The 26,603-nt window shown below is 45.5% G+C and carries 23 protein-coding genes; 4 read left to right on the top strand and 19 right to left on the bottom strand.

The genetic code is table 11. The features are described 5' to 3' along the window. Positions 1-356: 356 nt before the first annotated feature. Positions 357-1,427 (top strand): efflux RND transporter periplasmic adaptor subunit, encoded by a 1,071-nt coding sequence (locus ACQEXT_RS13095; RefSeq protein WP_426952422.1) that lies wholly within the window; start codon positions 357-359, stop codon positions 1,425-1,427. After that, the gene (vexH, locus tag ACQEXT_RS13100) at positions 1,427-4,549 is read left to right on the top strand and encodes a vibriobactin export RND transporter permease subunit VexH (RefSeq protein ID WP_426952423.1); all 3,123 of its coding nucleotides are present in this window, start codon (positions 1,427-1,429) and stop codon (positions 4,547-4,549) included. The genes ACQEXT_RS13095 and vexH overlap by 1 nt, the downstream gene beginning before the upstream one ends. A gap of 61 nt (positions 4,550-4,610) precedes the next feature. Here vexH and ACQEXT_RS13105 read toward each other — a convergent pair whose 3' ends face one another. Next, positions 4,611-5,210, bottom strand: a complete 600-nt coding sequence (locus ACQEXT_RS13105) for a YitT family protein (protein ID WP_331416091.1) — start codon at positions 5,208-5,210, stop codon at positions 4,611-4,613. A 345-nt stretch (positions 5,211-5,555) separates the two neighbouring features. Here ACQEXT_RS13105 and glyA point away from each other — a divergent pair, with 345 nt between their 5' ends. Continuing rightward, positions 5,556-6,806: a serine hydroxymethyltransferase gene (gene glyA / locus ACQEXT_RS13110; protein ID WP_138973413.1), complete on the top strand. Its 1,251-nt coding sequence runs from the start codon at positions 5,556-5,558 to the stop codon at positions 6,804-6,806. 150 nt (positions 6,807-6,956) lie between these two features. Here the strand turns inward: glyA and ACQEXT_RS13115 are convergent, their stop codons facing one another. The 13 genes from ACQEXT_RS13115 to leuS form a co-directional block, all read right to left on the bottom strand. Beyond that, on the bottom strand, positions 6,957-7,283 hold the full coding sequence (locus ACQEXT_RS13115; protein ID WP_138973412.1) for a hypothetical protein: 327 nt from the start codon (positions 7,281-7,283) through the stop codon (positions 6,957-6,959). A 132-nt stretch (positions 7,284-7,415) separates the two neighbouring features. Next, positions 7,416-8,381, bottom strand: a complete 966-nt coding sequence (gene lipA, locus ACQEXT_RS13120; protein ID WP_269378082.1) for a lipoyl synthase — start codon at positions 8,379-8,381, stop codon at positions 7,416-7,418. A 7-nt stretch (positions 8,382-8,388) separates the two neighbouring features. Further along, positions 8,389-9,054: a lipoyl(octanoyl) transferase LipB gene (gene lipB / locus ACQEXT_RS13125; protein ID WP_331416088.1), complete on the bottom strand. Its 666-nt coding sequence runs from the start codon at positions 9,052-9,054 to the stop codon at positions 8,389-8,391. Between the two features lie 179 nt (positions 9,055-9,233). Beyond that, entirely contained in the window at positions 9,234-9,512 is a 279-nt protein-coding gene (ybeD, locus tag ACQEXT_RS13130; protein WP_138973409.1) for a DUF493 family protein YbeD, read from the bottom strand. A 148-nt stretch (positions 9,513-9,660) separates the two neighbouring features. Continuing rightward, complete coding sequence (locus ACQEXT_RS13135) at positions 9,661-10,839, bottom strand: serine hydrolase (RefSeq protein WP_138973408.1); 1,179 nt, start codon at positions 10,837-10,839, stop codon at positions 9,661-9,663. A 90-nt stretch (positions 10,840-10,929) separates the two neighbouring features. Then, on the bottom strand, positions 10,930-11,712 hold the full coding sequence (locus tag ACQEXT_RS13140; protein ID WP_426952428.1) for a septal ring lytic transglycosylase RlpA family protein: 783 nt from the start codon (positions 11,710-11,712) through the stop codon (positions 10,930-10,932). After that, the gene (gene rodA, locus ACQEXT_RS13145) at positions 11,713-12,834 is read right to left on the bottom strand and encodes a rod shape-determining protein RodA (protein ID WP_138973406.1); all 1,122 of its coding nucleotides are present in this window, start codon (positions 12,832-12,834) and stop codon (positions 11,713-11,715) included. A gap of 2 nt (positions 12,835-12,836) precedes the next feature. Next, positions 12,837-14,717 carry a penicillin-binding protein 2 gene (gene mrdA / locus ACQEXT_RS13150; RefSeq protein WP_426952429.1) on the bottom strand — a complete coding sequence of 627 codons (1,881 nt, stop codon included), beginning with the start codon at positions 14,715-14,717 and terminating at the stop codon, positions 12,837-12,839. 6 nt (positions 14,718-14,723) lie between these two features. Then, positions 14,724-15,194: a 23S rRNA (pseudouridine(1915)-N(3))-methyltransferase RlmH gene (gene rlmH, locus ACQEXT_RS13155; RefSeq protein WP_331416085.1), complete on the bottom strand. Its 471-nt coding sequence runs from the start codon at positions 15,192-15,194 to the stop codon at positions 14,724-14,726. Between the two features lie 3 nt (positions 15,195-15,197). Continuing rightward, positions 15,198-15,515 carry a ribosome silencing factor gene (gene rsfS, locus ACQEXT_RS13160; RefSeq protein ID WP_138973403.1) on the bottom strand — a complete coding sequence of 106 codons (318 nt, stop codon included), beginning with the start codon at positions 15,513-15,515 and terminating at the stop codon, positions 15,198-15,200. Between the two features lie 72 nt (positions 15,516-15,587). Then, a complete protein-coding gene (holA, locus tag ACQEXT_RS13165; RefSeq protein ID WP_426952431.1) occupies positions 15,588-16,601 on the bottom strand; it encodes a DNA polymerase III subunit delta in 1,014 nt (337 codons plus the stop codon). Positions 16,602-16,603: 2 nt separating this feature from the next. Further along, positions 16,604-17,242 (bottom strand): LPS assembly lipoprotein LptE, encoded by a 639-nt coding sequence (gene lptE / locus ACQEXT_RS13170; RefSeq protein ID WP_426952487.1) that lies wholly within the window; start codon positions 17,240-17,242, stop codon positions 16,604-16,606. Between the two features lie 137 nt (positions 17,243-17,379). Beyond that, positions 17,380-19,968, bottom strand: a complete 2,589-nt coding sequence (gene leuS, locus ACQEXT_RS13175) for a leucine--tRNA ligase (RefSeq protein WP_426952433.1) — start codon at positions 19,966-19,968, stop codon at positions 17,380-17,382. Between the two features lie 189 nt (positions 19,969-20,157). Here leuS and ACQEXT_RS13180 point away from each other — a divergent pair, with 189 nt between their 5' ends. Continuing rightward, the gene (locus ACQEXT_RS13180) at positions 20,158-20,628 is read left to right on the top strand and encodes a zinc ribbon-containing protein (protein WP_138973400.1); all 471 of its coding nucleotides are present in this window, start codon (positions 20,158-20,160) and stop codon (positions 20,626-20,628) included. A gap of 272 nt (positions 20,629-20,900) precedes the next feature. Here ACQEXT_RS13180 and lnt read toward each other — a convergent pair whose 3' ends face one another. The 5 genes from lnt to miaB form a co-directional block, all read right to left on the bottom strand. After that, on the bottom strand, positions 20,901-22,424 hold the full coding sequence (gene lnt / locus ACQEXT_RS13185) for an apolipoprotein N-acyltransferase (protein ID WP_426952435.1): 1,524 nt from the start codon (positions 22,422-22,424) through the stop codon (positions 20,901-20,903). Positions 22,425-22,457: 33 nt separating this feature from the next. Next, positions 22,458-23,357 (bottom strand): CNNM family magnesium/cobalt transport protein CorC, encoded by a 900-nt coding sequence (corC, locus tag ACQEXT_RS13190; RefSeq protein WP_331416081.1) that lies wholly within the window; start codon positions 23,355-23,357, stop codon positions 22,458-22,460. A 111-nt stretch (positions 23,358-23,468) separates the two neighbouring features. Continuing rightward, on the bottom strand, positions 23,469-23,933 hold the full coding sequence (gene ybeY / locus ACQEXT_RS13195) for an rRNA maturation RNase YbeY (protein ID WP_426952489.1): 465 nt from the start codon (positions 23,931-23,933) through the stop codon (positions 23,469-23,471). Further along, positions 23,933-25,036: a PhoH family protein gene (locus tag ACQEXT_RS13200; protein WP_269378073.1), complete on the bottom strand. Its 1,104-nt coding sequence runs from the start codon at positions 25,034-25,036 to the stop codon at positions 23,933-23,935. Before ACQEXT_RS13200 ends, ybeY begins: the two co-directional genes overlap by 1 nt. Positions 25,037-25,165: 129 nt before the next feature. Continuing rightward, positions 25,166-26,590, bottom strand: coding sequence for a tRNA (N6-isopentenyl adenosine(37)-C2)-methylthiotransferase MiaB (miaB, locus tag ACQEXT_RS13205; protein ID WP_138973396.1), 1,425 nt, complete (start codon positions 26,588-26,590; stop codon positions 25,166-25,168). Positions 26,591-26,603: the final 13 nt, after the last annotated feature.

Consider the following 26,603-nt stretch of genomic DNA (forward strand, 5'->3'; position numbering starts at 1 on the left):
CGGATTCGAACCATCGAAGGCAGTGCCAGCAGATTTACAGTCTGATCCCTTTGGCCACTCGGGAACCCCTCCAGGGTGTTTTCTATTCTCATTAAGGAATAGCTTAAGCAATGTTTTCCCAACACATTGCTCAAGTGCGGAGCGCATCATAGCAAACTCGTAAATGCTGTAAAGACTTTTCTTGTATTTTTGAATTGAATGATGCCTTTTTGGACAAAGAAGCCAGGAAATGAGCATAAAGCTCAAACAATCAACGGCTTCACTTACAGAATATTTCTCGCTCTTTACATTACTTGACGTTCATAATGGATTTTAGCGGATACAATATATCTAGTTTATCTATGCAGAATCTCACTATGAAAAATAAAATTGTTTTGAGTCTTTTGTCTCTGTCTATTCTTACAGCAGCACCACTCTCTTATGCAAAGAGGCAAGGACCTTCGACAGTTACAGTCGTCACTGAGCTTGTTCAAACACACAATGTCTCTCAGTCCCTTGTCTTGGTCGGTAAGTTGGAAGCTGAGCAATCGGTAGAGATCTCTACCGAAGTCGCCGGAAAAGTCGACACTATTGCTGTCAAAGCGAATCAAGCTGTGCGTCAAGGTCAAATGATCATTCAGCTTAATGATGATAAAGCTCGCGCTTCTGTCGCTGAGGCAAAAGCGTATTTGAAAGATGAACAACGTAAGTTGAAAGAATTCGAGCGTCTTGTTAAACGCAATGCCATTACGCAGACAGAGATCGATGCGCAAAAAGCCAGTGTGGAAATTGCTCAGGCTCGCCTAGATGCGGCCAACGCAAACCTTAAAGATCTTCATATTACCTCTCCGTTTGCAGGCACCGTTGGTTTTATCGATTTTAGTCGCGGAAAAATGGTGACGGCAGGCGAGGCGTTACTCACACTGGATAATCTATCCGTGATGCAGTTGGATCTTCAGGTGCCAGAGCGTTACCTGTCACAGCTCTCTGAAGGCATGAAAGTGACGGCGACTACGGCTGCTTGGCAGAATAAAGTGTTTGAGGGACAAGTTGTTGCTATTGACTCTCGTATTAACCAAGAAACGCTTAATCTTAGAGTGCGTATTCACTTTAGTAATCCATCTGAAGAGCTAAAACCCGGCATGCTGGTATCAGCCAATATGGATTTTCCTGCTATAGAAGCGCCAATTATTCCAGTCCAGGCCCTGGAGTATTCGGGCACTAAGCGTTACGTCTATGTTATTGATCAAGACAACAATGCTAAACGAACCGAGGTACTGCTGGGCGCTCGTGTCGACAATTTAGTGGTCATAGAGCAAGGATTATCGATTGGCGACAAAATTGTCGTGCAGGGCATAGTGAATATGCGTGATGGCGTAGTGGTTTCTGAGTTAGGTAGCGATGGCCGCCCTAAAGAGAAAGCAAAGCCGCAAGAAGGGGCTAACTAATGCTGCTGTCGGATGTTTCAGTTAAGCGACCCGTTGCCGCGGTTGTTTTAAGTTTGTTGTTGTGCGTTTTCGGTATTGTTTCCTTTAATAAGTTGGCCGTGCGAGAAATGCCGGACATTGAAAGTCCTGTTGTCTCTATTAGTACTCGTTACGAAGGTGCTTCGGCGACCATTATTGAAAGCCAGATAACCTCAGTATTAGAAGACCAACTGTCGGGTATCAGTGGTATTGATGAGATATCGTCGACAACCCGCAACAGTATGTCGCGTATTACCATCACTTTTGATCTTGGTTATGACCTTAATACGGGCGTAAGTGATGTTCGTGATGCCGTTGCCCGTGCGCAGCGTTCACTACCCGATGAAGCGGATGATCCCGTTGTGTTCAAAAACAACGGTTCAGGTGAAGCTTCACTCTATATCAACCTCAGTTCTTCTGAGATGGATAGAACTCAGTTAACGGACTACGTTGAACGCGTATTGATTGACAGGTTCAGTCTTATCTCAGGTGTCAGCTCTGTCGATATCTCGGGTGGCTTATACAAAGTTATGTACGTCAAGTTGAAGCCAGAACAGATGGCAGGCCGAGGCGTAACCACTTCTGATATTACTTCCGCTCTTCGTAGTGAGAATATTGAAAGCCCTGGAGGTGAAGTGCGTAACGATCAGATTGTGATGTCGGTACGTACGGCTCGTAGTTATAACAAGGCAGAAGATTTTGAGTATCTGGTGGTCAAGCGCGCATCAGATAACACACCTATCTACCTAAAAGATGTTGCTGATGTCTACATAGGTGCAGAAAACGAGAACTCGACTTTTAAGAGTGATGGTGTGGTTAACGTCAGTATGGGGATTGTGCCGCAGTCAGATGCCAACCCACTAGAAGTGGCGGACTTAGTTCATCAAGAAGTTGAAAACATCCAGAAGTTTCTACCGCAAGGCACTCGTTTAGCGATCGATTATGATTCGACAGTGTTCATTGAACGCTCGATTGCAGAAGTGTACAGCACCTTGTTTATTACCGGTGGTTTAGTCATCTTGGTGCTCTACATCTTTATTGGTCAGGTAAGGGCGACCCTTATCCCTGCGGTAACCGTTCCTGTCTCTTTGATTTCGTCGTTTATCGCGGCTTACTATTTTGGTTTCTCGATTAACTTGATTACCTTGATGGCGTTGATTCTATCGATTGGTCTGGTTGTCGATGATGCTATCGTTGTTGTAGAGAACATTTTCCATCATATCGAAAATGGTGAAAAGCCATTGCTTGCGGCATACAAAGGGACCCGCGAAGTGGGTTTTGCGGTTATTGCTACCACGTTGGTTTTGGTTATGGTGTTCCTGCCTATCTCCTTTATGGACGGCATGGTAGGTCTGCTATTTACTGAGTTTTCTGTTTTGCTTGCGATGTCGGTGATTTTTTCTTCACTCATCGCATTGACGTTGACACCTGTTTTGGGAAGTAAACTGCTTAAAGCGAACGTCAAACCGAATCGATTTAATCTGTTTATTGACCAAATATTTGGTCGTTTGGAGTTGCTATACCGTCGAGTATTGAAAGGGGCATTGAAATGGCAATGGGCTGCACCGCTGATTATTGTCTCCTGTATCGGTGGCAGTTGGGGGCTGATGCAACAAGTACCTGCACAGTTAACACCCTCTGAGGACCGCGGCGTAATTTTTGCGTTTGTTCGTGGTGCCGATGCGACCAGTTACAATCGCATGGCGGCAAATATGGACATTGTCGAAGACAGACTAATGCCTCTGCTTGGGCAAGGTTTTCTGAAGTCTTTCAGTATCCAATCGCCAGCATTTGGCGGCAATGCGGGGGATCAGACCGGCTTCGTTATTATGATTCTTGAAGACTGGAATGATCGCCAAGTCACAGCACAGCAGGCGTTAGGTGAAGTGCGTAAGGCGTTGGCTGGTATGGCGGATGTGCGCGTGTTCCCATTTATGCCAGGATTTAGAGGGGGGTCAAGTGAACCTGTTCAATTCGTACTTGGCGGTTCAGATTACAGTGAACTGAAAACCTGGGCTGAGAAATTGGAGCAGATCGCGGAAGACTCTCCGTATATGGAAGGCAGCGACATTAACTACTCTGAGAAAACACCTGAGCTGGTGGTGAGCGTAGACAAACAGCGTGCGGCTGAACTAGGGATCAGCGTACAAGACATTTCCGATACTTTGGAGATCATGCTGGGCGGTAAGAGCGAGACGACCTTTGTCGAACGAGGTGAAGAGTATGATGTTTATCTGCGTGGTGATGAAAATAGCTTTAACAATGCGTCAGACTTGAGCCAAATCTACATGCGTACATCATCAGGCGAACTTGTTACGCTTGATGCGGTAACGAAGATTGAAGAAGTGGCTTCGTCGATTCGACTCTCTCACTACAACAAGCAAAAAGCGGTCACGATAACAGCGAACTTATCGGACGGTTACACTCTTGGTGAGGCGCTCGATTTCCTTGACCAGCAAGCGATTGAACTACTGCCTAGTGATATTTCAGTTAGCTATTCTGGGGAATCGAAAGATTACAAAGAGAACCAATCGAGCATTCTATTGGTGTTTGCGTTAGCACTTTTAGTCGCGTATCTGGTACTGGCTGCGCAGTTTGAAAGCTTTATAAACCCATTGGTGGTGATGTTTACGGTTCCTATGGGGGTATTCGGTGGTTTTCTTGGTCTATTTCTGATGGGGCAGGGACTGAATATCTACAGCCAGATCGGAATGATTATGCTTATCGGCATGGTCACTAAGAACGGTATTTTGATTGTAGAGTTCGCTAACCAACTGCGTGACCGTGGGATTGAGTTCGAAAAAGCGATTCTTGATGCCTCTGCGCGTCGTTTACGCCCGATTATGATGACCGCATTCACCACATTAGCGGGAGCGATACCGTTGATTCTCTCGACGGGTGCTGGTTATGAGAGCCGTGTTGCGGTAGGGACAGTGATATTCTTCGGTATGGGCTTTGCGACCTTTGTTACCTTGTTTGTCATTCCTGCAATGTATCGTCTGATTTCGCAAGGCACACAATCACCTGGTCATGTTGAGGCTGAGCTGAATAAAGAGTTAAGTCATGATGTGAAAGCGAGAAGCTCACATGGTGAATTGAACTAAATAACGCAATAAGCCCGCGAGTGATCGCGGGCTTAATTGTATTTGTAGTAGAAGTTAACGACTAACCGTAAGTCACCGAGTAGCGAGTTGGTTTGTGGTTCATTGCTAAGACAAGATTTAGAGCGACAGCTCCGAGAATCGATAAACCAATCACTTCTGGAGAGACAAAAAAGAACGAAGCAAAAAGAATCGCACAATCTATAGCCAGCTGAGACTTACCCACTGAAATGCCGAATTTGTCCTGAATGAACAGGCACAACACATTGAAGCCCCCCAAACTCGAACGATGGCGAAAAAGAATCAGCATTCCTAATCCCATCAAAAGGCCTCCAGCGATCGCGCAGTAGACTTGGTTGATGGTCTCTAGACTGATGACTAAATAGAGGTGATCAGTAATCAGTGACACAAGAGCACCAGAAATCGCACTATTAATTGCAAATCGAGTACCGAAACGCTTCCATGCTAATAAATAGAATGGACAGTTGGCAATAAAGTACAGAGTGCCGAGTGAAAAGTGGGTCATCTGGCTGGCTAAAAGTGCCAGTCCTGCTGTGCCTCCAGTCAACAGTGATGCTGATTGGAGGAAAAAGAAGCCTTGGGCGACTAAAAAGGTGCCGGTCAAAATTGCGACCCAATCTTCTCGTCTTGAGTGTTTTTCCATCAATTTGAAATTTAACAAGTAAATAATGGCGTGCATACTATTTAAAAAAATAGGATTTCGGTAGCTTGAGAGTGAAATTTAAGGTAAACCTATGTAATTATCGTTTTACGGGGTGTAAAGGATGGAATTGACACTTAGCTGGCGAAATGTTCGGATAAGTGCTCAACATGAGATTCCCTGTAAAGCATTATGAAAAAACTGCATGAGAAAAACTGAAATTTTCTCTTTATGACAAAGATCAAATTATGTAGAATGCGCGTCATTAGCTTGATGCAAACGTTTGCGTGAGTGTCAAAGGTCGGTTTTTTTGCAATTTAAAGTCTCAATCTGAGTCAGGAGATACAGATGCTAAAGCGTGATATGAACATCGCAGATTACGATGCGGAACTGTTCGCAGCAATTCAAGAAGAAACTCTTCGCCAGGAAGAACACATTGAACTTATTGCTTCAGAAAACTACACAAGTCCACGTGTAATGGAAGCTCAAGGTTCTCAGCTTACAAATAAGTACGCTGAAGGTTACCCAGGCAAGCGCTACTACGGTGGCTGTGAGTACGTTGATAAAGCTGAATCTCTGGCAATTGATCGTGCATGTCAGCTATTTGGCTGTGAATACGCAAACGTACAGCCTCACTCAGGCTCACAGGCAAACAGTGCTGTTTACATGGCTCTACTTAACCCTGGTGATACTGTTCTTGGTATGAGCTTAGCGCACGGTGGTCACCTTACACACGGTTCTCCAGTCAACTTCTCTGGTAAACACTACAACGTTATTCCTTACGGTATCGACGAAGCTGGTCAAATCAACTACGACGAAATGGAAGCTCTTGCTCTAGAACACAAACCGAAGATGATCATCGGTGGTTTCTCTGCTTACTCACAGATCGTAGATTGGGCTCGCATGCGTCAAATCGCAGATAAAGCAGGCGCGTACCTATTTGTCGATATGGCTCACGTTGCGGGTCTAATCGCAGCGGGCGTATACCCAACGCCTGTACCACACGCTCACGTTGTCACTACAACAACTCACAAAACGCTAGCAGGTCCACGTGGTGGTCTTATCTTGTCTAACGCGGGTGAAGAGATGTACAAAAAACTCAACTCAGCTGTCTTCCCTGGTGGCCAAGGTGGCCCGTTAATGCATGTTATCGCTGGTAAAGCGGTTGCATTCAAAGAAGCGATGGAGCCAGAGTTTAAAGAGTACCAAGCTCGCGTAGTTAAAAACGCGAAAGCAATGGTTGCTCAGTTCCAAGAGCGCGGCTACAAGATCGTTTCTAACGGTACTGAAAACCACCTATTCCTTGTTGACCTAATTGACAAAGATATTACAGGTAAAGATGCAGATGCAGCACTAGGTGCAGCAAACATTACAGTTAACAAGAACTCTGTACCAAATGACCCTCGTAGCCCGTTTGTCACGTCTGGTATCCGTGTTGGTTCTCCTGCAATCACTCGTCGTGGTTTCACTGAAGAAGACGCAAAAGAGCTAGCAAACTGGATGTGTGATGTTTTAGATAACATCGGTAATGAGGAAGTTATCGCAGCAACGAAAGCGAAGGTGCTCGATATCTGTAAGCGTCTACCAGTTTACGCATAATGGTTCTGCCTGACTTGGTCTATTTTGTTGTCAAAGGTGCTCATTTACTAGCGTAAACTCCGCACCTTTTCCTCGAGCTAGAACCAATACAGTTAAAAAACAAAAAGGGCCGATGTTGTTACATCGGCCCTTTTTATTGTTCATTTCCCGTTACTTAGGTAGGCTAAGAAGAGTGCCAGACTTACATTTGAACGAGTAATACTTACTGCTTTCGTTGAACTTACCTAAGCCTTCACCGTCACAGTAGTCGATATTAATGTCGCGCATCGTTTCCAGCGTGCTTTCATTCGTCAGTGCGAATTTAGAACCGTCAGAACAAACAATGCGTACGCGACCGTCATCACTCACTGAGTAGATATCCACTTCGGTATTGCAAAGCTCAAATGAAGCTTCTCGAAAATTGTCTTGCTCGGTATTTGAAGCACAGCCAGCAGACAGGGCCGCCAGAGTCATTGCCGCTAGTCCAAACTTTTTCATACTAGTTCCTTGGAATACGCTTAGTAGTAATGGTTGTAGGTTAAGCCTATCGAAGTGTAGTGATTCATTCAACAACCGATAACAAAAAGGGTCGACTTATTATGTCGACCCTTGCCACAAAATTGACTTACTCTAGCTCACTTCTAAACCTTGAGCCTGAAGGTCTGCATGGTACGACGAGCGCACAAATGGTCCACATGCTGCATGTGTGAAACCAAGCTCTAGAGCAATTTCTTTTAACTCATCAAACTCTGATGGTGGCACGTAGCGTTCAACAGGTAAATGGTGGCGGCTTGGTGCAAGGTATTGACCCAATGTCAGCATAGTGACACCGTGTGCACGAAGGTCTTTAAGAACCTCAATGATCTCTTCTTTCGTCTCACCAAGACCCATCATCAAACCAGACTTAGTTGGAATGCTAGGATGCTGTTCTTTGAATTTTTTCAATAACTCTAGTGACCACTTGTAGTTCGCTCCTGGACGCGCTTTACGATAAAGGCGAGGTGCTGTTTCAAGGTTGTGGTTGAAGACATCTGGCGGGTTATCTTTAAGCAGTTCAAGGGCGATATCCATGCGACCACGGAAATCAGGAACCAAGGTTTCAATCTTGATGTTAGGGTTGAGAGCACGAATTTCACGGTTACAGTCTGCAAAATGCTGAGCGCCGCCATCACGAAGGTCATCACGGTCTACCGATGTGATCACCACATACTTCAGCTTCATGTCTTGAATAGTCTTCGCCAGTTTTTGTGGCTCATCATTTTCTGGGGCGAGTGGACGTCCATGGGCAACGTCACAAAACGGGCAACGACGAGTACAGATTGCACCAAGGATCATGAAAGTTGCTGTTCCGTGGTTAAAACATTCTGCTAGGTTTGGACACGAAGCTTCTTCACAAACGGAGTGCAGGTTGTTTTTACGCATTGCAGATTTGATATCTTGGATACGTTGGCTGTCAGAAGGCAGTTTGATCTTCATCCATTCTGGCTTACGAAGAACTTCTTTCTGCTCGGTAGGCATGTTCTTTACCGGGATCAGAGCCATTTTGTCAGCGTCGCGGTACTTAACGCCTTTTTCCATTTGGATTGGTTTACTCATGCTTCTCTTACTTCTCGTTGTTGCTTGCCGATTTTGCGGCTGTATCTAGTTCTACGTGGTCATAACCAAGTAAAGTCACCAGTTCTTCGACTAGCTTTGTCTCAACTTGAGCGATATCGTCAGGTCCACCTAATTGGCTGACTTGTACCATCTCCATACCTGCATAACCACATGGGTTGATGCGTAGGAAAGGTGACAAGTCCATGTTGACGTTTAGTGCCAAGCCGTGGAATGAACAACCTTTACGAATTCTAAGCCCTAAGGAACAAATCTTTTTGCCATCGACGTAGACACCAGGGGCATCAGGTCGAGCAGCGGATTCGATATTGTATGCTTTTAGAGTGTTGATTACGAGGTTCTCGATATGTGTAACGAGTTCTCTAACACCTAGCTTTTTACGACGAAGGTTGATAAGAAAGTAAGCGACCAGTTGTCCGGGGCCATGGTAGGTGACTTGCCCACCACGATCGCTTTGAACGACCGGAATATCCCCTGTGTTCAACAGGTGTTCAGCTTTGCCGGCTTGTCCTTGTGTGAAGACAGGGTTGTGTTCGACAAGCCATACTTCATCAGGCGTTTCTTCTGTTCGATTGTCAGTGAAATCGTGCATCGCTTGCCAGATAGGCTTATAGTCCTGTCTACCAAGATGTTTCACAACAAGCTGGTTTTGCATTCCGCTCTTCCATCGTCGGTTAGTAAAGTGGAAAGATTATAAACTGCTTCTGGTTATTGAACTATATGCCAGTAACACATTTTTAACCCTAGAGTTTTTGCAGGATATTTATCTAATTGATATCTAAAAAGAAAGCAGCTTTCGCTGCTTTCAATAAAATTTGAGTGTATTCAAATTTTTTATAGCACCATGCGCACGATGTCAATCTCACCAAGCTCTTTATACAGCGTTTCAACCTGTTCAATCGAGGTTGCAGTGATGTTGATTGATACCGAGTGGTAATTCCCCTTAGCACTTGGTTTTACTGTTGGGCTGTAATCACCTGGAGCATGGCGTTGGATGACTTCAAGAACCTTTTCTGGTAGCTCTGGCTTAGCGTAGCCCATTACCTTGTATGTGAAAGAACAAGGAAACTCAAGCAGGTCTCTCAATTTTGCATCTGAGTTAATGTTCAGCATGTTGAAACTCCAAGTTGGAAAGTCGTTATTCGCAGCGCGGAATAGTACTGTCTATCTGAGATGAACTCAAGACGTGGCTCACGCTAGTCACTACTGAGATAAATAAAAAAAGCCGCTAACGGCGGCTTTTTTTTGCTAAGTACATAGATTACAAGAAGCTTTTGAACAGCATGACAATGTAATCCCATAGGCGGCTGAATAGGCTACCTTGTTCTACGTCTTCAAGAGCAAGTAGTGGGTACTCGGCAATATCTTCACCTTCTAGTTGATAGTATAGCTTACCAACTACGTCACCCTTCATTATTGGGGCTTCAAGCTCTTTTTCAAGGATAAAGCTAGCTTTGAGATTTTTCGCTTGTCCACGAGGTAAAGTCACATAGGTGTCTTGATCCAACCCAAGTGCTACAGTGTCTTTATTACCCATCCAGATTTTTTCTTCTACGAATGTTTCACCTGCTTTGTGAGGCGCGACGGTTTCGAAGAAGCGGAAGCCGTAGCTGAGTAACTTCTTACTTTCTGATTTACGAGCGTTAGCATCTTTAGTTCCCATCACGACGGCAACAAGGCGCATTTTACCCTCTGTTGCAGAGCTTACTAAGCTGTAACCAGCATTGCTTGTGTGGCCCGTTTTAATACCATCAACGTTCATGCTTTTATCCCAAAGCAGGCCGTTACGGTTGTACTGAGTAATGCCGTTGTAGGTGAATTTTTTCTCAGAGTAGATACGGTATTCTTCCGGTACGTCGCGAATAAGCGCAGTACCAAGTAGTGCCATATCGTAAGGTGTCGAGTAAAGATTCGCGTTGTCTAGGCCATGAACGTTGGCGAAGTGTGTGTCCTTCATGCCAATTGTGTCAGCCCATGCGTTCATTAGGTCAACAAATGCATCTTCAGATCCGGCAATATGTTCAGCCATAGCAACACAAGCATCATTGCCAGACTGGATAATGATTCCTCGGTTGAGGTCTTCTACTTTTACGGTAGTGCCGACTTCGATGAACATTTTCGATGAATCAGGGAAGTTTTTTGCCCAAGCGTTCTTGCTGATGGTGACATCGTCTTGCAGTGAGATGTTACCGCGTTCCAACTCTTGACCAATAACATAGCTGGTCATCATTTTCGTTAAGCTTGCTGGAGAGAGTTTTGTATTCATCTCTTTTTCAGCTAAAACTTTACCTGAATGATAATCCATCAAAACGTAGCCTTTAGCGGCGATTTGAGGCGCGTCTGGCATCACAATTGGTGATGCGAAGGCAGAAGATGCGATGGTTGCAGAAAGCGCAATAGAAGACGCAAAAACTGATTTAATTAGCGTTGTTTTTTTCATATTGACTACAGGTTTATCGTTAACTGTCCATATCTTAACAGAATCAATCTCTCAAACCAGTATAGGAATAGGGGTACACTGGATTGAGGACTATTGGGATTTAATGAAAGCACTGGTATAACCCAGTTCTTTCACTCTTTCTAGTGCTTTTTGGCTCGACATATAGTCGTCGAAAGGGCCCAAAAAGACGCGGTGTACATTACTACTCGAGTTGACGTAGCTTTTCACCGATAGCTTTTGACTTAAATCTCGCGCTAAAGTTTCAACGCGATCTTGATATTGTGAAGAGGCTACCTGAACGGCAAACTTAGTCAGGGAATCCTGTTTATTGGTTTGCGTTGGTTTATCGACCGTAATGACTTCGATGGCGACGTTGGCAGTACCCGTTTTAATCACATCTAATTTCGTTGCAGCTGCATAGCTCAGGTCAATGATACGGCCTGGGTGAAATGGACCACGGTCGTTGACGCGAACGATCGCTGTCTTTCCATTGTCTTTGTTTGTGACTTTGACATAACTAGGGATCGGTAACTCTTTGTGGGCAGCTGACATGGAATACATATCATAGACTTCGCCATTGGAAGTTAAGTGACCGTGAAATTTTTTACCATACCACGAAGCAATGCCTTCCTGTTTGAAGCCTTTAGGCTCTTTAATGATGGTGTAGCTATTGCCTCTTAGCGTGTAGTTACTGTTACCTCCTAAACTATAGGATTCGTATTGTGGCGTAGCATCTTCAATATGATCGACTGAAATTGGTGCATCAGGCGCAATGTCATCATCAATGGTGTAGCGTTTTGATGGTGCTGAAGAGCAGCCTGCCAAAATAGTACAAGTTGCAACAAGAGTAAGCAGTAGTCGCTTGTTTATCATTTAAATTGCCTTCGAAAATGCTTTTCTATGAGTGTGAATTGACATCAGTATCCCGAAACCAGCCATTAGAGTTACCATGGATGTACCACCATAACTGATTAAAGGAAGCGGTACGCCAACAACAGGTAAAATTCCACTCACCATGCCAATATTTACGAACACGTAAACGAAAAAGCTGAGCACGATACTACCCGCCATCATTCGACCGAATGCGGTTTGTGCTTTGCTGGCTAACACCAAGCCTCGACCAATAATAAACAGGTACAAGCCTAATAGGATAAGAATACCAATCAGTCCCCACTCTTCGGCAATGACGGCAAAAATGAAGTCAGTATGACGTTCAGGCAAAAACTCCAATTGTGATTGGGTACCTTGCAGCCATCCTTTCCCTGATATGCCTCCTGAGCCGATAGCGATCTTACTTTGAATAATGTGATACCCCGCGCCAAGTGGGTCAGACTCAGGGTTAAATAGCGTTCTCACTCGTACCTTTTGATACTCTCGCATCAGGAAGAACCATAAAATAGGCAAAAAGGCGCCTAGGCCACAGGCGGCTGCAAAAATGATTCTCCAACTTATACCGGCGAGAAAGATAACGAAAATGCCTGATGCGGCAATCAGTATTGAGGTACCCAAATCAGGTTGCTTAGCAATCAGAATGGTCGGGACAAACACCATGACCAATGACATAACCAGAGTCTGGAATGTTGGCGGAAGAGGGCGTTTACCAATATAACGAGCCACCATCAGCGGCACTGCGAGTTTAAGCAGTTCAGATGGCTGGAAGCGAATAAATCCCAAGTTTAACCAGCGCTGAGCTCCCTTAGAGGCTTCACCGAAAAAGAGCACGCCTAGTAGTAGCACCACACCACCCGCAAACATGATCGGTGCCATCGCCTCATAAGTGCGAGGTGGAATTTGTGCGAGAAGTAACATAACGCCAAGGGAGAGAGCCATTCTCATTGCTTGACGATCCATCATGGCTAAACTTTGTCCGCTAGCGCTGTACATGACGACAAGGCCGAATCCCATCAGGACCAGAATTCCTAGTAACAAAGGCAGATCGAGGTGGAAGCGTTCAAACAGAACTCGGTTTTGACCCGTTGCTGGATTCAAATCCATGATTAGTTCGCCTCTTTGTTTTCCACGAGTACGTGGTCAAATATCTTTCTTACCACTGGGCCACCCTGAGAAGAGCCACCCCCAGCATTTTCTAATACGATTGTGACAATCACCTTTGGATTGTCAATCGGAGCAAACCCAGTGAAGAGCGCATGGTCGCGAAGGTGTTCCGCAATTTCATCTGCGTTGTACTCTTCATCCTCACCTAGCCCAAACACCTGTGCTGTCCCGGATTTACCCGCACTGACATACGGTGTCTTAGTGAACGCTCGACGAGCGGTTCCCTTCTTACCATGGTTAACCAGTCTCATGCCTTCAATGGCCATGTCCCAGTAACGAGGTTTGACACCAGCGATTGGTGGATAAGTTTCAATATCGGATAACTGTTGTTTTTCAAACATTTCACCGTTATCGATAGTGGCTCTTAGTAGGTGAGGAGCGACCACCTTCCCGCGTTTTACGAGTACCGATGTTGCCTTAGCAAGTTGCATTGGGGTCGATGTCCAGTACCCTTGTCCAATACCGACAGGAATAGTGTCACCCTGATACCAAGGCGTGCGATGTCGTGCCATTTTCCATTCACGGGTTGGCATGTTGGCTTTACTTTCTTCGTAAATATCAATGCCAGTGTAGTCACCGAATCCGAACATCATCATCCAACTCGATATGCGATCAATTCCCATATCGTAAGCGATTTGATAGAAAAAGGTATCAACAGATTCTTCAATCGACTGAACAATATCTACTTTGCCGTGGCCCCAGCGTAACCAATCGCGGAACGGCTTTGTTTTAGAGTTCGGAATCTTCCAGTACCCAGGATCATTTCTAGTGGTATAAGGGGTAACCACGCCTTCTTGCAACGCCGCCACGGCCATAAATGGTTTGATGGTTGAAGCGGGTGGATATATTCCGAGTGTTGCTCGATTCACCAACGGGCGGTTTTTGTCGTTAAGTAATGAGCTGTATGCCTGCCCTGAAATGCCATGAACGAAAGCATTGGGATCGTAACTTGGACTGGACACCATCGCTAATACGCCGTTGTCTTCAGGATCGAGAACGACCGCGCTGCCGCGACGCCCATCAAGCAACTTATGAACATAGAGCTGAAGGTCAATATCTAGGTTAAGTACAATGTCTTTGCCCGGAACCGGAGGTACATACTTAAGTGTACGAATGACGCGGCCACGACTGTTAACCTCGACTTCCTGATAACCCGCCGTACCATGCAGCATATCTTCGTAATAGCGTTCAATGCCGAGTTTACCGATATCACGTGTCGCTTGGTAGTTGGCATCTTTCTCTTCACGAACTAGACGTTGCATGTCACGGTCATTGATACGTGACACATAGCCAATAACGTGAGTCAGCACTTCAGCATAAGGGTAGTGACGTTTGAGCGCGGCATTAACCGATACGCCAGGAAAGTTATGCTGGTTGACCGAAAATTTGGCGACTTGCTCTGGTGTTAGTTGGTTTAAGATCGGAACAGATTTAAAGCGTCGAGTTTGTCGGCGTTCTTTTTGAAAACGCTCTACTTGCTCTGGAGTAATGGTTAAGATTTTTTGCAGACGAGTAATGGTATCGTCCATATCTTTGATCTTTTCCGGCGTCAGTTCGAGGCTGAACACTGGGCGGTTTTCCGCCAGCAGTTTACCGTTACGGTCGTAGATTAAGCCGCGGTTAGGCGCGATAGGGACAACTTTAATTCGGTTGTCATTAGAGCGGGTTTTGTAATCTTGGTATTGGTTAATCTGGATGTTGTACAGGTTGGTCACCAAGATGCCCAGCATAGCGACAATACCGATGAAAGCGACGATAGCGCGGCTTTTAAATAGTCGCGCTTCTTCATGGTAATCCCTTATTTGGGTACGCTTCCTTAACATTGATGGTTATTCTCGATGATATGGGTGGTTAGCAGTAATGCTCCACGCTCTATACAGGCTTTCTGCCATTACAATGCGCACCAGTGGGTGTGGTAGCGTTAGTGCTGATAGTGACCAGCTCTGGTCAGCGGCTGCTTTGCATGCCGGTGCTAGACCTTCTGGGCCACCGATCAGAATAGACACGTCTCTGGCGTCAAGTTTCCAATGCTCTAGTTGTTCAGCTAATTGTGGTGTATCCCACTTTTTGCCAGGAATATCGAGAGTAACAATTCGGTTGCCTTTTGGCACTGCTGCAAGCATCGCTTCGCCCTCTTTTTGCAAGATTCTTGCAATGTCGGCGTTTTTGCCACGTTTTCCAGCTGGAATTTCAACCAGCTCAAGCGGCATATCGTGTGGGAAACGACGACGATACTCTTGAAAGCCCTCTTCAACCCATTTCGGCATTTTAGTGCCAACGGCAATTAGCTGTAATTTCATCGCTTAGCCCCAAAGCTTTTCAAGTTGGTATAGCTCGCGTTGCTCTTCCTGCATAACATGGATAATCGTTGTTCCCATATCAAGTACAACCCATTCACCTTCAGCTTCGCCATCAATGCCTAGTGGAATAATACCAGCAAGTTTAGATTCTTTTGCGACGTGTTCAGCAATAGAGGCAACATGGCGTTTTGACGTGCCAGTACAAACGATCATGTAATCTGTAATGCTTGATTTACCCTGAACATCAATAGTTTTAATGTCTTGAGCTTTCATATCATCAACTTTGTCGACTAGAAATTCGTTTAACTGTTCAAGTTGCAAGGCTTTTTCCTCGTTATTTAATCGATTGACACTTGGTAGTGTATTTTGGGGCGGCGAAGTATACCACGCTTTTTATAGCTTAACTTGAGGTAAGCAAATCTCAGTACTCAACTGGTGTAATAGTGGCCAGCTTGACTGTTCGTACTGAGTTTTTATCGTTCGTTCAGTTTGCGCTAGCAACTGCAAAAGTTGCATGATTTTTACTGGTGATAACCGGTTCAGAGCCGCGGAGTAAAGCGGACGCTTTGATTGCCAGATACGGTATTTTTCAAACACCTGACCAATTGGCTGGGTTTGCACAAGCTGAGACATTCTCAGTAGCTGTGTGAGTTCCTTTTGTACTGTGCGGGCTAGGATGACGGTTTCTACACCTTCAGCTTCCAGTTGGCGAAGGATGCGCTGAGAACGCTTAGCCTTGCCCGCCAATAGGGCGTCTATCCAATGAAACGCAGTAAAATGGTTGTGACGGCTAAGGGACTCTTCTAACCGAATAAGATTAAGTACGCCATCTGGATAGAGCAGAGCCAGTTTTTCCAAACTCTGAGTCAGTGCAAACAAGTTACCTTCGTGCCATTGAGCCAGCATTTGAACTGCTTCAGGATCCGGCTTAAGACCAAGAGCGCGGCAACGGATTTGAACAAACTGGGGTAGGCGCTGGATATCTGGCGTTAGGCAGTTTACCAAACAGCCCGTTCCTGAGAGAGCTTTAAACCACTTGGCACTCTCTTGGGCCTTGGTCAGCTTGCTTCCAATTAGAACCAAAATGACATCACTATGGAGTAAGTCGGAGACCGCAAGCAACTCTTTAGCGATGGTGGTATTTACACCAGATTCAGGGAGCTCTAACTCAATAATTTGTCGGGCAGAAAAAAGGCTCATCGCCTGACAGCAATCGTAAACTAAGTTCCAGTCAAAGGAATTATCGATAGCAAACCTATGTTTTTCCTCAAAACCTTGTTTATAGGCGGCTTGTTGAATCGCTTGGCGAGACTCCTGAAGAAGTAGCGGTTCATTACCGAAAATTAAGTAGGTAGGGTGGAGCTGTTTGGTTAACTGCTCCACCAATCGATCAGCGAAAACTCGCATAGTTACTGCTGGTTCTCAGAGGAAGTTGTGACGGTTTGTTGAGGCTCATCACTAGCGAATGTCTTCACTCGGTACTGTTCCTCTTCGGCCTTAAGTTGCGCCTGTTGCTCTGTTTCACTAAGCATAGTGCCGGATTCGATATTGGTTTTTAGGCGAGCCATCTGACGAATGATCTGTGACGCTGCGAGTTTACGCATTTCATCTTCGATCATGTCACGTTCTACCGATTTCGCTAAAGCTGTCAGTGGGTTATCTAAGTAGCTGCGCGTTACGCTAGTAGAAAACGTTTTGGAACCTAGCTCTGGAATAGTCACACGGTAAGAGGTACGGAATGTCAGCTCTTTTTCGGCTGCACGGGTGTTTTGGTATAGCGAGAGCGTACGTTCACCGACGCCTTCGCTAATTAGGTGCAAATTCGGAACATCTGCCGCAGGAGAAACCAATTTAATTTCACTCATACGCAGTTGGCCTTTCATCATACGCGTGAAGTTGCTGTACTGGTCATAACTGGTCAGTGACATCGTATCAAGCTCTTCAGGGATTGAGTAGTCACCGCGTAGGTGGAAACCACAAGCAGATAAAAGGCTTGCAGCAAGAACAACCGTAGATAGCTTTACAGAACGAGTTGAAATGAGTCGCATGACTTGAGGAAACATAGGTTGATGGCTCTCGATTATTGGAATACTTATCTTAGCGTTCTGAGTTATTGCGGGTCAAAACGCTAAGATAAATAAAACAGGGTAGGTGGCTACCCTGTTTATGACGTTATTAGAACAGATTAGTTCGCAACGATGTTTAGAAGTTTACCTGGTACGTAAATAACTTTACGTACCGTTTTATCTTCAGTGAACTTAGTCACATTCTCATCGTTTAGGCCCAGTTGTTCAATCTCGTCTTTAGAGATATCTGCCGGTACTGTTAGCTTCGCACGTAGTTTGCCGTTAACTTGAACAACGATGGTTTTCTCATCTTCAACGAGTGCTTTTTCGTCAAACGTTGGCCATACCGCGTTATCGATATCTGATTCACCTAGCGCAACCCATAGTTCGTATGAGATGTGCGGAGTGATTGGGTAAAGCATTGCGACAACCGCTTTTAACGCTTCATCAAGGATCGCGCGGTCTTGCGCTGATTCTTGAGGCGCTTTCGCTAGCTTGTTCATTAGTTCCATGATAGCGGCGATTGCTGTGTTGAACGTTTGACGACGAGCGATATCATCTGTCACTTTCGCGATAGTTTTGTGAACATCACGACGTAGCGCTTTCTGGTCACCAGATAGTGCTGACGTGTCAATGGCTTCAGCCGCGCCTTTTGATGCATGCTCTTTAACCAGCTTCCAAACACGTTTCAAGAAGCGGTTAGCGCCTTCAACGCCTGATTCTTGCCACTCAAGAGTCATATCTGCTGGAGAGGCAAACATCATAAATAGGCGTACTGTGTCAGCGCCGTACTTGTCTACCATCTCTTGTGGGTCGATACCGTTGTTCTTCGACTTAGACATCTTGATCATGCCTGAGTGCTCAACGTCACGGCCTTGGTCGTCTTTTGCAGAAGTGATTCGGCCTTTGCCATCGCGCTCTACGGTTACATCAGTAGGTGCAACCCACTCTTTACCACCTTTCTCGTTTTCAAAGTAGAACGCATCAGCCAACACCATACCTTGACATAGCAGCTGTTTGAACGGCTCATCAGAGGTTACGTAACCCGCGTCACGTAGTAGTTTATGGAAGAAGCGAGAGTACAGTAGGTGCATACAAGCGTGCTCGATACCACCGATGTATTGGTCTACTGGTAGCCAGTAGTTTGCTTTTTCTGGATCTAAGATGTCATCAGCTTGCGGAGAACAGTAGCGTGCGTAGTACCAAGATGATTCCATAAAGGTATCAAATGTATCGGTTTCGCGCAGTGCTGGTTCACCGTTGAACGTGGTCTTCGCCCACTCTTTATCTGCTTTGATCGGACTCGTGACACCGTCCATTACCACATCTTCAGGAAGAATCACTGGTAGTTGGTCTGCTGGCACTGGATGAACTTGGCCATCTTCCGTTGTGACCATTGGGATTGGAGCTCCCCAGTAACGCTGACGAGAAACACCCCAGTCACGTAGACGGAAGTTAACTGTTTTAGTGCCTTTACCTTCAGCTTCTAGTTTTGCTGCAATGGCATCAAATGCTGCTTGGAATTCAAGACCGTCAAATTCGCCTGAATCGAACAGCACACCTTTCTCTGTATATGCTTCTTCTGCGATGTTTAGCTCGCTGCCGTCAGTTGGCTTGATAACAGGGATGATATCTAGACCGTACTTGGTCGCAAACTCGAAGTCACGTTGGTCGTGCGCAGGTACAGCCATAACAGCACCTGTGCCGTAATCCATCAGTACGAAGTTAGCAATGTAAACAGGAACTTCACGACCATTCAATGGGTGAATTGCGGTAAGGCCAGTCGCCATACCTTTTTTCTCCATTGTTGCTAGTTCCGCTTCAGCGACTTTAGTGTTCTTACACTCTTCGATGAAAGCTGCAAGCTCTGCGTTATTTTCCGCTGCGATAGCCGCTAGAGGGTGACCTGCTGCGATGCCCACGTATGTCACACCCATTAGTGTGTCTGGACGTGTTGTGTAAACTTCTAGGTCTTGGTGACCTTTCGCTTCGACGTTCTTTACTGTAAATCGCAGTTCAACACCTTCAGAACGGCCGATCCAGTTGCGCTGCATGGTTTTAACCATTTCAGGCCAACCGTCTAGGTTATCGAGATCGTCTAGCAGTTCTTGAGCGTACTCTGTGATCTTAATGAACCACTGAGGGATCTCTTTTTGTTCTACAGGTGTGTCACAACGCCAGCAACAGCCGTCTTCAACCTGCTCGTTAGCTAGAACCGTCTGGTCGTTTGGACACCAGTTAACTGAAGATGTTTTTTTGTAAACTAAGCCTTTATTGTAAAGCTTAGTGAAGAATTCCTGTTCCCAACGGTAGTACTCTGGTGTACAGGTTGCAAACTCACGATTCCAGTCGTAACCAAAGCCTAGAAGTTTAAGCTGGTTCTTCATGTACTCAATGTTTTCGTAAGTCCAAGGCGCTGGTGCCGTGTTGTTTTTAACGGCTGCATTTTCTGCAGGTAGACCGAATGCATCCCAACCGATTGGTTGCATTACGTTTTTACCTTGAAGGCGTTGGAAACGAGATACCACATCACCGATAGTGTAGTTACGCACGTGACCCATGTGCAGTCGGCCACTTGGGTATGGGAACATAGAGAGACAGTAGAATTTTTCTTTGTTTGGGTCTTCACTTACAACAAAGGTCTTGTTGTTATCCCAGTGCTGTTGAACTTTTTGTTCAATATCTTGCGGGTTATATTGTTCTTGCATCGATGATATCCGGTTATCTTGGAATTTGTGAGTTCGGTTAGAACAGACATTAATAGATCGTCATAGAATACCTAAAGGAGAGGGGCACAACAATAGCCAATACCCACTCAAATCACGTAAAGATTGTGATGTTTAATGCCTTAACTGGGCTTTATGAATGTGCACCACTGAATCGAAAGGAGGTTAGCGATGGCAAAACGCAAAGCAGGTTACGAGGAGATGTTTGAAGATGTTGTCGAAGCTCTAAAGCATAGTCCTGATGAAGTTAACCACGTTTTAGAAACCTCTGGTAAGGTCGTCGATGCCGCGAATGACTTAACCAAAGATGAGTTAGCACTTGTGTCTGCATATGTTAAGTCAGATTTAAAAGAGTTTGCTGACAATTATGAAGACTCAAAAAGTGGTCCATTTTATATCATGATTGCCGACTCCATCTGGCAAGGGCTACTTGATATTACGGATAGAACGAAAGTCGAGTGGGTCGAGTTATTTCAGGATCTAGAGCACCAAGGTCTATATCAGGCGGGCGAAGTGATTGGTTTGGGTATGCTTGTCTGTGATGAGTGTGGTCATAAAACACAATACACTCACCCAACCGTTATTATTCCTTGCACGCACTGTGGCCACAAAGGATTCAGTCGACAGGCATTGAAACCGTAAAAAAGAGCGGGCTGCGCCCTACGAGATGCTAGAACGCTTCGCTTCGAGAATCGAGACCGCATTTCGCGCTGCGCGAGAGGTGGATGTTAGTTGTAAGTAGAAGTAAGCTTTGTCCATAAGGTGTTGACAGAGCGACTCCTTACCAAGCCATAATTTTCTCGATTCTCAAAAAAGGGTTGATGCTTTCACACCAACCCTTCAATCTTTTTCTAGAGACTAGAGACTAGAGACTAGAGACTAGAGACTAGAGACTAGAGACTAGAGACTAGAGACTAGAGACTAGAGACTCCCTTCCTCATTCTCCACCCTATCACCAGACTTAATCCAACCCAGATATACAGCGGCCAGGTGCCAAGGTTTCGGTAGGGTGTTTCGCCCTTTGTCGCAGGAACTTCAGCGCGCAGCACTGCCGTTTCAAATTGTGGCACTTGCGCAGTGATATGACCGCGATAATCAGTCACAGCAGTGATGCCATTGTTTGTTGCACGAATCACCGGCTTACCTAACTCTAGAGCTCGCATACGGGCAATCTCCATGTGCTGGAGTGGGCCGATAGAGCGACCAAACCAAGCGTCATTTGAAAGCGTTAAAATAAAATCTGTATCGTCATCGACATTTTGCCTGACTTGCTCGTTGAAGATAATCTCGTAACACAATGCAGGAGCCATCTGCTTACCATTGGCATCAATATTCGGCTGGATAAAATCTCCTCGGCTGAAGGAAGACATGGGTAAGTTGAAGAATGGAGCAAGCGGTCTCAGGATGCTCTCAAATGGTACGAACTCTCCAAATGGTAGCAGGTGATGTTTGTGGTAACGCTGGTTCATATCGTAACGATAATCACCATAAGGCGTTTGACCTACAGTGAGAATGCTATTGTAGAACTTCTTGTCTTCACCTTGGTTGACAATTCCAGTAATGACCGCGCTGTTGTTCATACGAGCTGCGGCATCGAGATTGCTTAGAAATGAGGAGATCTCGAATTCAAAAGCAGGTATTGCCGCTTCAGGCCAGATGATAATGTCTGCATCCCAATTTTCTCGAGTCAGATCGGTATACTTCATTATGGTTGGCCATCGTTGACTCGGTTGCCATTTCAGTTCTTGCGCGATATTGCCCTGAATAAGTGCTACTTTAGTCACTTTATCCATTGAAGGAGACACCCACTGAGCGGATTGTAATCCAAAGCCTGTCATCAGAATAACGGCAGGAATAAGTAGATGTCGCCATTGACGCGAAAGAGCGGCGTAAGCGATAGAGCCCGCACTAATCATCACCAACAAGGTAATAAGTTCAACTCCACCTAACGGAGCAAAATTGGCAAGTGGACTGTCTATTTGGCTATAGCCTAGCCATAACCAAGGAAAGCCCGTCATTACCCAGCCGCGCAACCAATCCATGATTAGCCATAGAGCAGGCGCAGCGAGCAGCAATCGTGAGCGCTGCTTGTGCGGAAAAAAGCGGTTTAGACTCCATGCAAATAATGCGGCATAAACAGCGAGGTAGCCAACTAATAGCACCATGAGGAAGGCGCTGGCAATTTTGGGCATACCGCCGAAGTTGTCGATACTGACATGTACCCAGCTAATGCCTGTAGAAAATTGCCCGATGCCCCAAGCATAGCCTATCCATAGCGAGTGTTTAGCAGACTGCTTGTCAATAAGCAGTAATAGAAGCGCAGGGCTGACAATTGCCAGAGGCCAAATTTGATAAGGGGCAAATGCTAGAGTTGTTAATGCGCCAACAAAAACGGCCGCAAGCGGCCGTTTGAGGCGATGAAAAAGTGAATCCATCATCGTATTATTTCGTTTCCCTTAGGGGGAGTAGCGTTACTCTTCAGTAGAGTCAGTAACCAGCTCTTCATCAGGAATGGTTACCTGAAGTTGGAGTACTCGGCGGTTGTCCGCAGAGGTTACTTTGAAGCTGTAACCATCAATATCAACAACTTCGCCACGAGATGGTAAATGGCCAAATGCCGTCATCACCATACCGCCGACAGTGTCGACCTCTTCATCACTGAAAGTGGTACCGAATGTAGTATTAAACTCTTCGATAGTGGTCAGTGCTTTTACCGCAAATGTATGTTTGCTGAGCTTACGAATATCAAGTTCTTCATTATCATCGAACTCGTCCTCAATATCGCCCACGATCTCTTCGAGAATATCTTCGATAGTCACAAGACCGGATACACCACCAAACTCATCGACAACGATAGACATGTGATAACGCTCTTCGCGGAATTCCTTTAGCAGACGATCTACTCGTTTGCTTTCAGGAACGACAACCGCAGGACGGATCACTTGCTCAATATCGAATGGTTCACTTCCAGAACCTAAGTATCTAAGTAAGTCCTTCGCTAACAGAATACCTTCAACATGGTCCTTATCTTCACTGATGACTGGGTAGCGAGAGTGCTGAGCATCGGTGATGAGGTTGATCAAGGTGTCTAAATCGTCACTGCGATCAACGGTAACCATCTGCGAACGTGGCAACATGATGTCACGCACACGCATTTCTGAGATCTCCATGACACCTTCGAGCATATCTCGAGTGTCGTGGTCGATCAGGTCATTTTCTTCAGAGTCGCGGATGACATCGACGAGCTCTTGGCGATCTTTTGGTTCACCTTGAAAAAGTTGGCCTAGGCGTCCGAAGAAGGACTTTCTACTCGGACCTTCAGATTTTTCTTTCTTACCTTCTAGAGAAGAGGGCGAATTGTCTTCGTTCATTGTTTCTCATTTAAGTAACGCTATCAGAAGTGTGATAGCACACATTAGTAGTAAGACATCAGCTTGCAGCGAGAGAGGTGACTCTGCTTGCTGGTTCCGGTTGAGTCTTGACTACTCTTTTTCAGCAAGATATGGATCATCAAATCCCATCTCTTGCATAATTTCAGTTTCGAGTGACTCCATCTCTTCGGCTTCGTCATCTTCGATATGATCATAACCTAGCAGATGCAGACTACCATGTACAACCATATGCGCCCAGTGAGCCATTAAAGGCTTGTTTTGCTCGATGGCTTCACGTTCTACAACCTGACGGCAGATGATTAAATCGCCAAGTAGGTCGATATCCATTCCTGGTGGCGCTTCGAAAGGAAAAGACAGCACATTAGTCGGTTTGTCTTTTCCACGGTAGTCGCTATTGAGCTGCTGGCTCTCTTGCTCGTCAACAATTCGAACGGTCACTTCAGCTTGAGGCTGAAACTTGCTAACGGATGAGCTTAACCAAAGTTGAAAATCTTCAGTGTTTGGTAAGCCGCTTTCATCTTCGACAGCTAATTGTAGATCAAGTTCGATTGTCATCACTGTTTGCTCTCTGTTGTCACTTCAGGTTGAGGTGCAGCTGCAACTTGGGCTTCAATAAGTTTTGCTTCACGCTCTTCGCGGCGACGTTTCTCGTATTCTTTGCGCTCTTTTTGGTCTTGAGCTTCCCATTTCTCGTAGGCATTAACAATGCGTGCCACAACGGGGTGACGAACGACGTCGTCAGATTGGAAAAAGTTAAAGCTGATTTCCTCGACGTCGCTCAAAACTTCAATGGCATGGCGTAAGCCCGATTTAGCACCACGAGGTAGGTCGATCTGAGTAATATCGCCTGTGATAACTGCACGAGAGTTGAAGCCGATACGAGTCAGGAACATCTTCATCTGTTCAACTGTCGTGTTCTGGCTTTCATCGAGAATAATAAACGCATCATTTAAAGTTCGACCACGCATATAGGCAAGTGGGGCGACTTCGATAACGTTTCGTTCAATCAGTTTTTCAACCTTTTCGAATCCGAGCATTTCGAATAGAGCATCGTAAAGTGGACGAAGGTAAGGGTCGACTTTCTGGCTGAGATCTCCCGGAAGGAAACCGAGCTTTTCACCCGCTTCGACAGCAGGTCGAGTCAGCAGGATTCGACGAATTTCTTGTCGCTCTAGCGCATCAACGGCTGCGGCAACAGCAAGATAGGTTTTACCCGTACCCGCTGGACCAACGCCAAATGAAATATCATGAGTGACCATATTGACCAGATACTGTCCCTGATTTGGAGTACGAGGTTTGATCACCCCTTTCTTGGTCTTAATGAACACTTCTTTGCCATGTTCAATACTGGATTCTACATTTTGCTCTAGAACACCTGTCTCTTTAATAGCAAGGTGGATTTCATCGGGTTCAATATCTGGGATATTGCCGCGGACTGGCGCAGTATTCACATACAGTGTTTTGATGATTTCCAAGGCGGCCGCGGAAGTATGTGGTTTACCAACGATGGTAAAGAAGTTGCCACGGTAGCTGATTTCAACACCTAGGCGGCGTTCAAGATGTTTAATGTTGTCGTCGAAAGGACCACAAAGACTGGCTAAACGGCGGTTGTCAGAAGGTTCTAGATTGATTTCTAGCGTAACGATTTTCGTGCTCAAAGTTGCCTCTCATATTTGACCATTGCCATGAAGCCCGATTTAGACCGGGCTTCGAATGGTTACGATACCTATTTCTAAGATGGTCACTTAGAGAGGTATTTTCAAGCTTCTAGTGGCGAAGAGTCGTAATTAAGGTGTAAATGTTGCTACACCTAACTCATCTTCACGCTTGGTTTTCGCCATCATTTGAGTCGGTGAAATGACTGTACGCAGATCCATATCTTTCTCTGTACGCACTAGCTCACCACGAAGAGAGTTAGCGAATACGTCAGTGATCTTAACATCAACAAATTGACCGATAAGATCCGCACTACCTTCAAAGTTAACCACTCGGTTGTTCTCTGTACGAGCACGTAACTCCATTAGGTTCTTCTTAGAAGGACCTTCAACAAGAACACGTTGCTCAGTACCAAGCATTAAGCGAGAGTAACGCATTGCTTGAGCATTAATGGTTTGCTGTAGTTCATATAGACGCTCTTTCTTCTCTTGCTCTGGAACATCACATGGATAGTCCGCCGCAGGCGTACCTGGGCGTGGTGAGAAGATAAAGCTGAAGCTCATATCAAAATCAACGTCTTTAATTAACTTCATTGTATCTTGATGATCTTTTGCCGTTTCGCCTGGGAAACCAACAATAAAGTCTGAGCTGATTTGAATGTCAGGACGCGCTTTACGTAGCTTACGGATGATTGACTTGTACTCAATCGCCGTGTGTGGACGTTTCATCATCGTAAGAATACGGTCGCTACCGCTCTGCACTGGTAGGTGCAAGAAACTTACTAGCTCTGGTGTGTCCTCGTATACCGCAATGATGTCATCAGTAAACTCTAGTGGGTGACTAGTAGTAAAGCGGATACGGTCAATACCATCAATCGATGCGACAAGACGAAGCAGTTCAGCAAATGAGCAGATTTCACCATCGTGCATCGGACCACGGTAAGCGTTAACGTTTTGACCCAGTAGGTTAACTTCACGCACGCCTTGGTCAGCCAATTGAGCAATTTCAAACAGAACATCATCCATTGGACGGCTAACTTCTTCGCCACGAGTGTATGGCACTACACAGTAAGTACAGTATTTAGAACAGCCTTCCATGATTGAAACGAAAGCAGTTGCGCCTTCTGCACGTGGTTCTGGAAGACGGTCAAACTTTTCAATCTCAGGGAATGAAATGTCCATCACCGGTGCTTCATCCAGTTGAGACTGTTTAATCATCTCTGGTAAGCGGTGAAGTGTTTGAGGACCAAAAATTACGTCTACAAATGGTGCACGTTCGCGAATGTGGTCGCCTTCCTGTGTTGCTACACAGCCACCAACACCAATCACAACCCCCGGCTTTTTGTCTTTTAGGGTTTTCCAACGACCTAGCTGGTGGAATACCTTCTCTTGCGCTTTTTCGCGGATAGAACAGGTATTAAGTAATAACACGTCTGCTTCTTCTGGTTCTTCTGTCAGCTCATAGCCGTTAGCCGCGTTCAGTAGATCCGCCATTTTAGACGAATCGTATTCATTCATCTGGCAGCCCCAGGTTTTAATTAGCAGTTTTTTACTCATGTTGTTCGCTCGA

This window comes from Vibrio sp. TRT 29B02 (genome assembly GCF_050113655.1).
In the GTDB taxonomy this organism is placed as follows: Bacteria; Pseudomonadota; Gammaproteobacteria; order Enterobacterales; family Vibrionaceae; genus Vibrio.

Bases quoted from the DNA above. Each gene is read 5' to 3' on its own strand.
- ACQEXT_RS13095 (WP_426952422.1), top strand. From the start codon at position 357: ATGAAAAATAAAATTGTTTTGAGTCTTTTGTCTCTGTCTATTCTTACA.
- vexH (WP_426952423.1), top strand. From the start codon at position 1,427: ATGCTGCTGTCGGATGTTTCAGTTAAGCGACCCGTTGCCGCGGTTGTT.
- ACQEXT_RS13105 (WP_331416091.1), bottom strand. From the start codon at position 5,210: ATGGAAAAACACTCAAGACGAGAAGATTGGGTCGCAATTTTGACCGGC.
- glyA (WP_138973413.1), top strand. From the start codon at position 5,556: ATGCTAAAGCGTGATATGAACATCGCAGATTACGATGCGGAACTGTTC.
- ACQEXT_RS13115 (WP_138973412.1), bottom strand. From the start codon at position 7,283: ATGAAAAAGTTTGGACTAGCGGCAATGACTCTGGCGGCCCTGTCTGCT.
- lipA (WP_269378082.1), bottom strand. From the start codon at position 8,381: ATGAGTAAACCAATCCAAATGGAAAAAGGCGTTAAGTACCGCGACGCT.
- lipB (WP_331416088.1), bottom strand. From the start codon at position 9,054: ATGCAAAACCAGCTTGTTGTGAAACATCTTGGTAGACAGGACTATAAG.
- ybeD (WP_138973409.1), bottom strand. From the start codon at position 9,512: ATGCTGAACATTAACTCAGATGCAAAATTGAGAGACCTGCTTGAGTTT.
- ACQEXT_RS13135 (WP_138973408.1), bottom strand. From the start codon at position 10,839: ATGAAAAAAACAACGCTAATTAAATCAGTTTTTGCGTCTTCTATTGCG.
- ACQEXT_RS13140 (WP_426952428.1), bottom strand. From the start codon at position 11,712: ATGATAAACAAGCGACTACTGCTTACTCTTGTTGCAACTTGTACTATT.
- rodA (WP_138973406.1), bottom strand. From the start codon at position 12,834: ATGGATTTGAATCCAGCAACGGGTCAAAACCGAGTTCTGTTTGAACGC.
- mrdA (WP_426952429.1), bottom strand. From the start codon at position 14,717: ATGTTAAGGAAGCGTACCCAAATAAGGGATTACCATGAAGAAGCGCGA.
- rlmH (WP_331416085.1), bottom strand. From the start codon at position 15,194: ATGAAATTACAGCTAATTGCCGTTGGCACTAAAATGCCGAAATGGGTT.
- holA (WP_426952431.1), bottom strand. From the start codon at position 16,601: ATGCGAGTTTTCGCTGATCGATTGGTGGAGCAGTTAACCAAACAGCTC.
- lptE (WP_426952487.1), bottom strand. From the start codon at position 17,242: ATGCGACTCATTTCAACTCGTTCTGTAAAGCTATCTACGGTTGTTCTT.
- leuS (WP_426952433.1), bottom strand. From the start codon at position 19,968: ATGCAAGAACAATATAACCCGCAAGATATTGAACAAAAAGTTCAACAG.
- ACQEXT_RS13180 (WP_138973400.1), top strand. From the start codon at position 20,158: ATGGCAAAACGCAAAGCAGGTTACGAGGAGATGTTTGAAGATGTTGTC.
- lnt (WP_426952435.1), bottom strand. From the start codon at position 22,424: ATGATGGATTCACTTTTTCATCGCCTCAAACGGCCGCTTGCGGCCGTT.
- corC (WP_331416081.1), bottom strand. From the start codon at position 23,357: ATGAACGAAGACAATTCGCCCTCTTCTCTAGAAGGTAAGAAAGAAAAA.
- ybeY (WP_426952489.1), bottom strand. From the start codon at position 23,933: ATGACAATCGAACTTGATCTACAATTAGCTGTCGAAGATGAAAGCGGC.
- miaB (WP_138973396.1), bottom strand. From the start codon at position 26,590: ATGAGTAAAAAACTGCTAATTAAAACCTGGGGCTGCCAGATGAATGAA.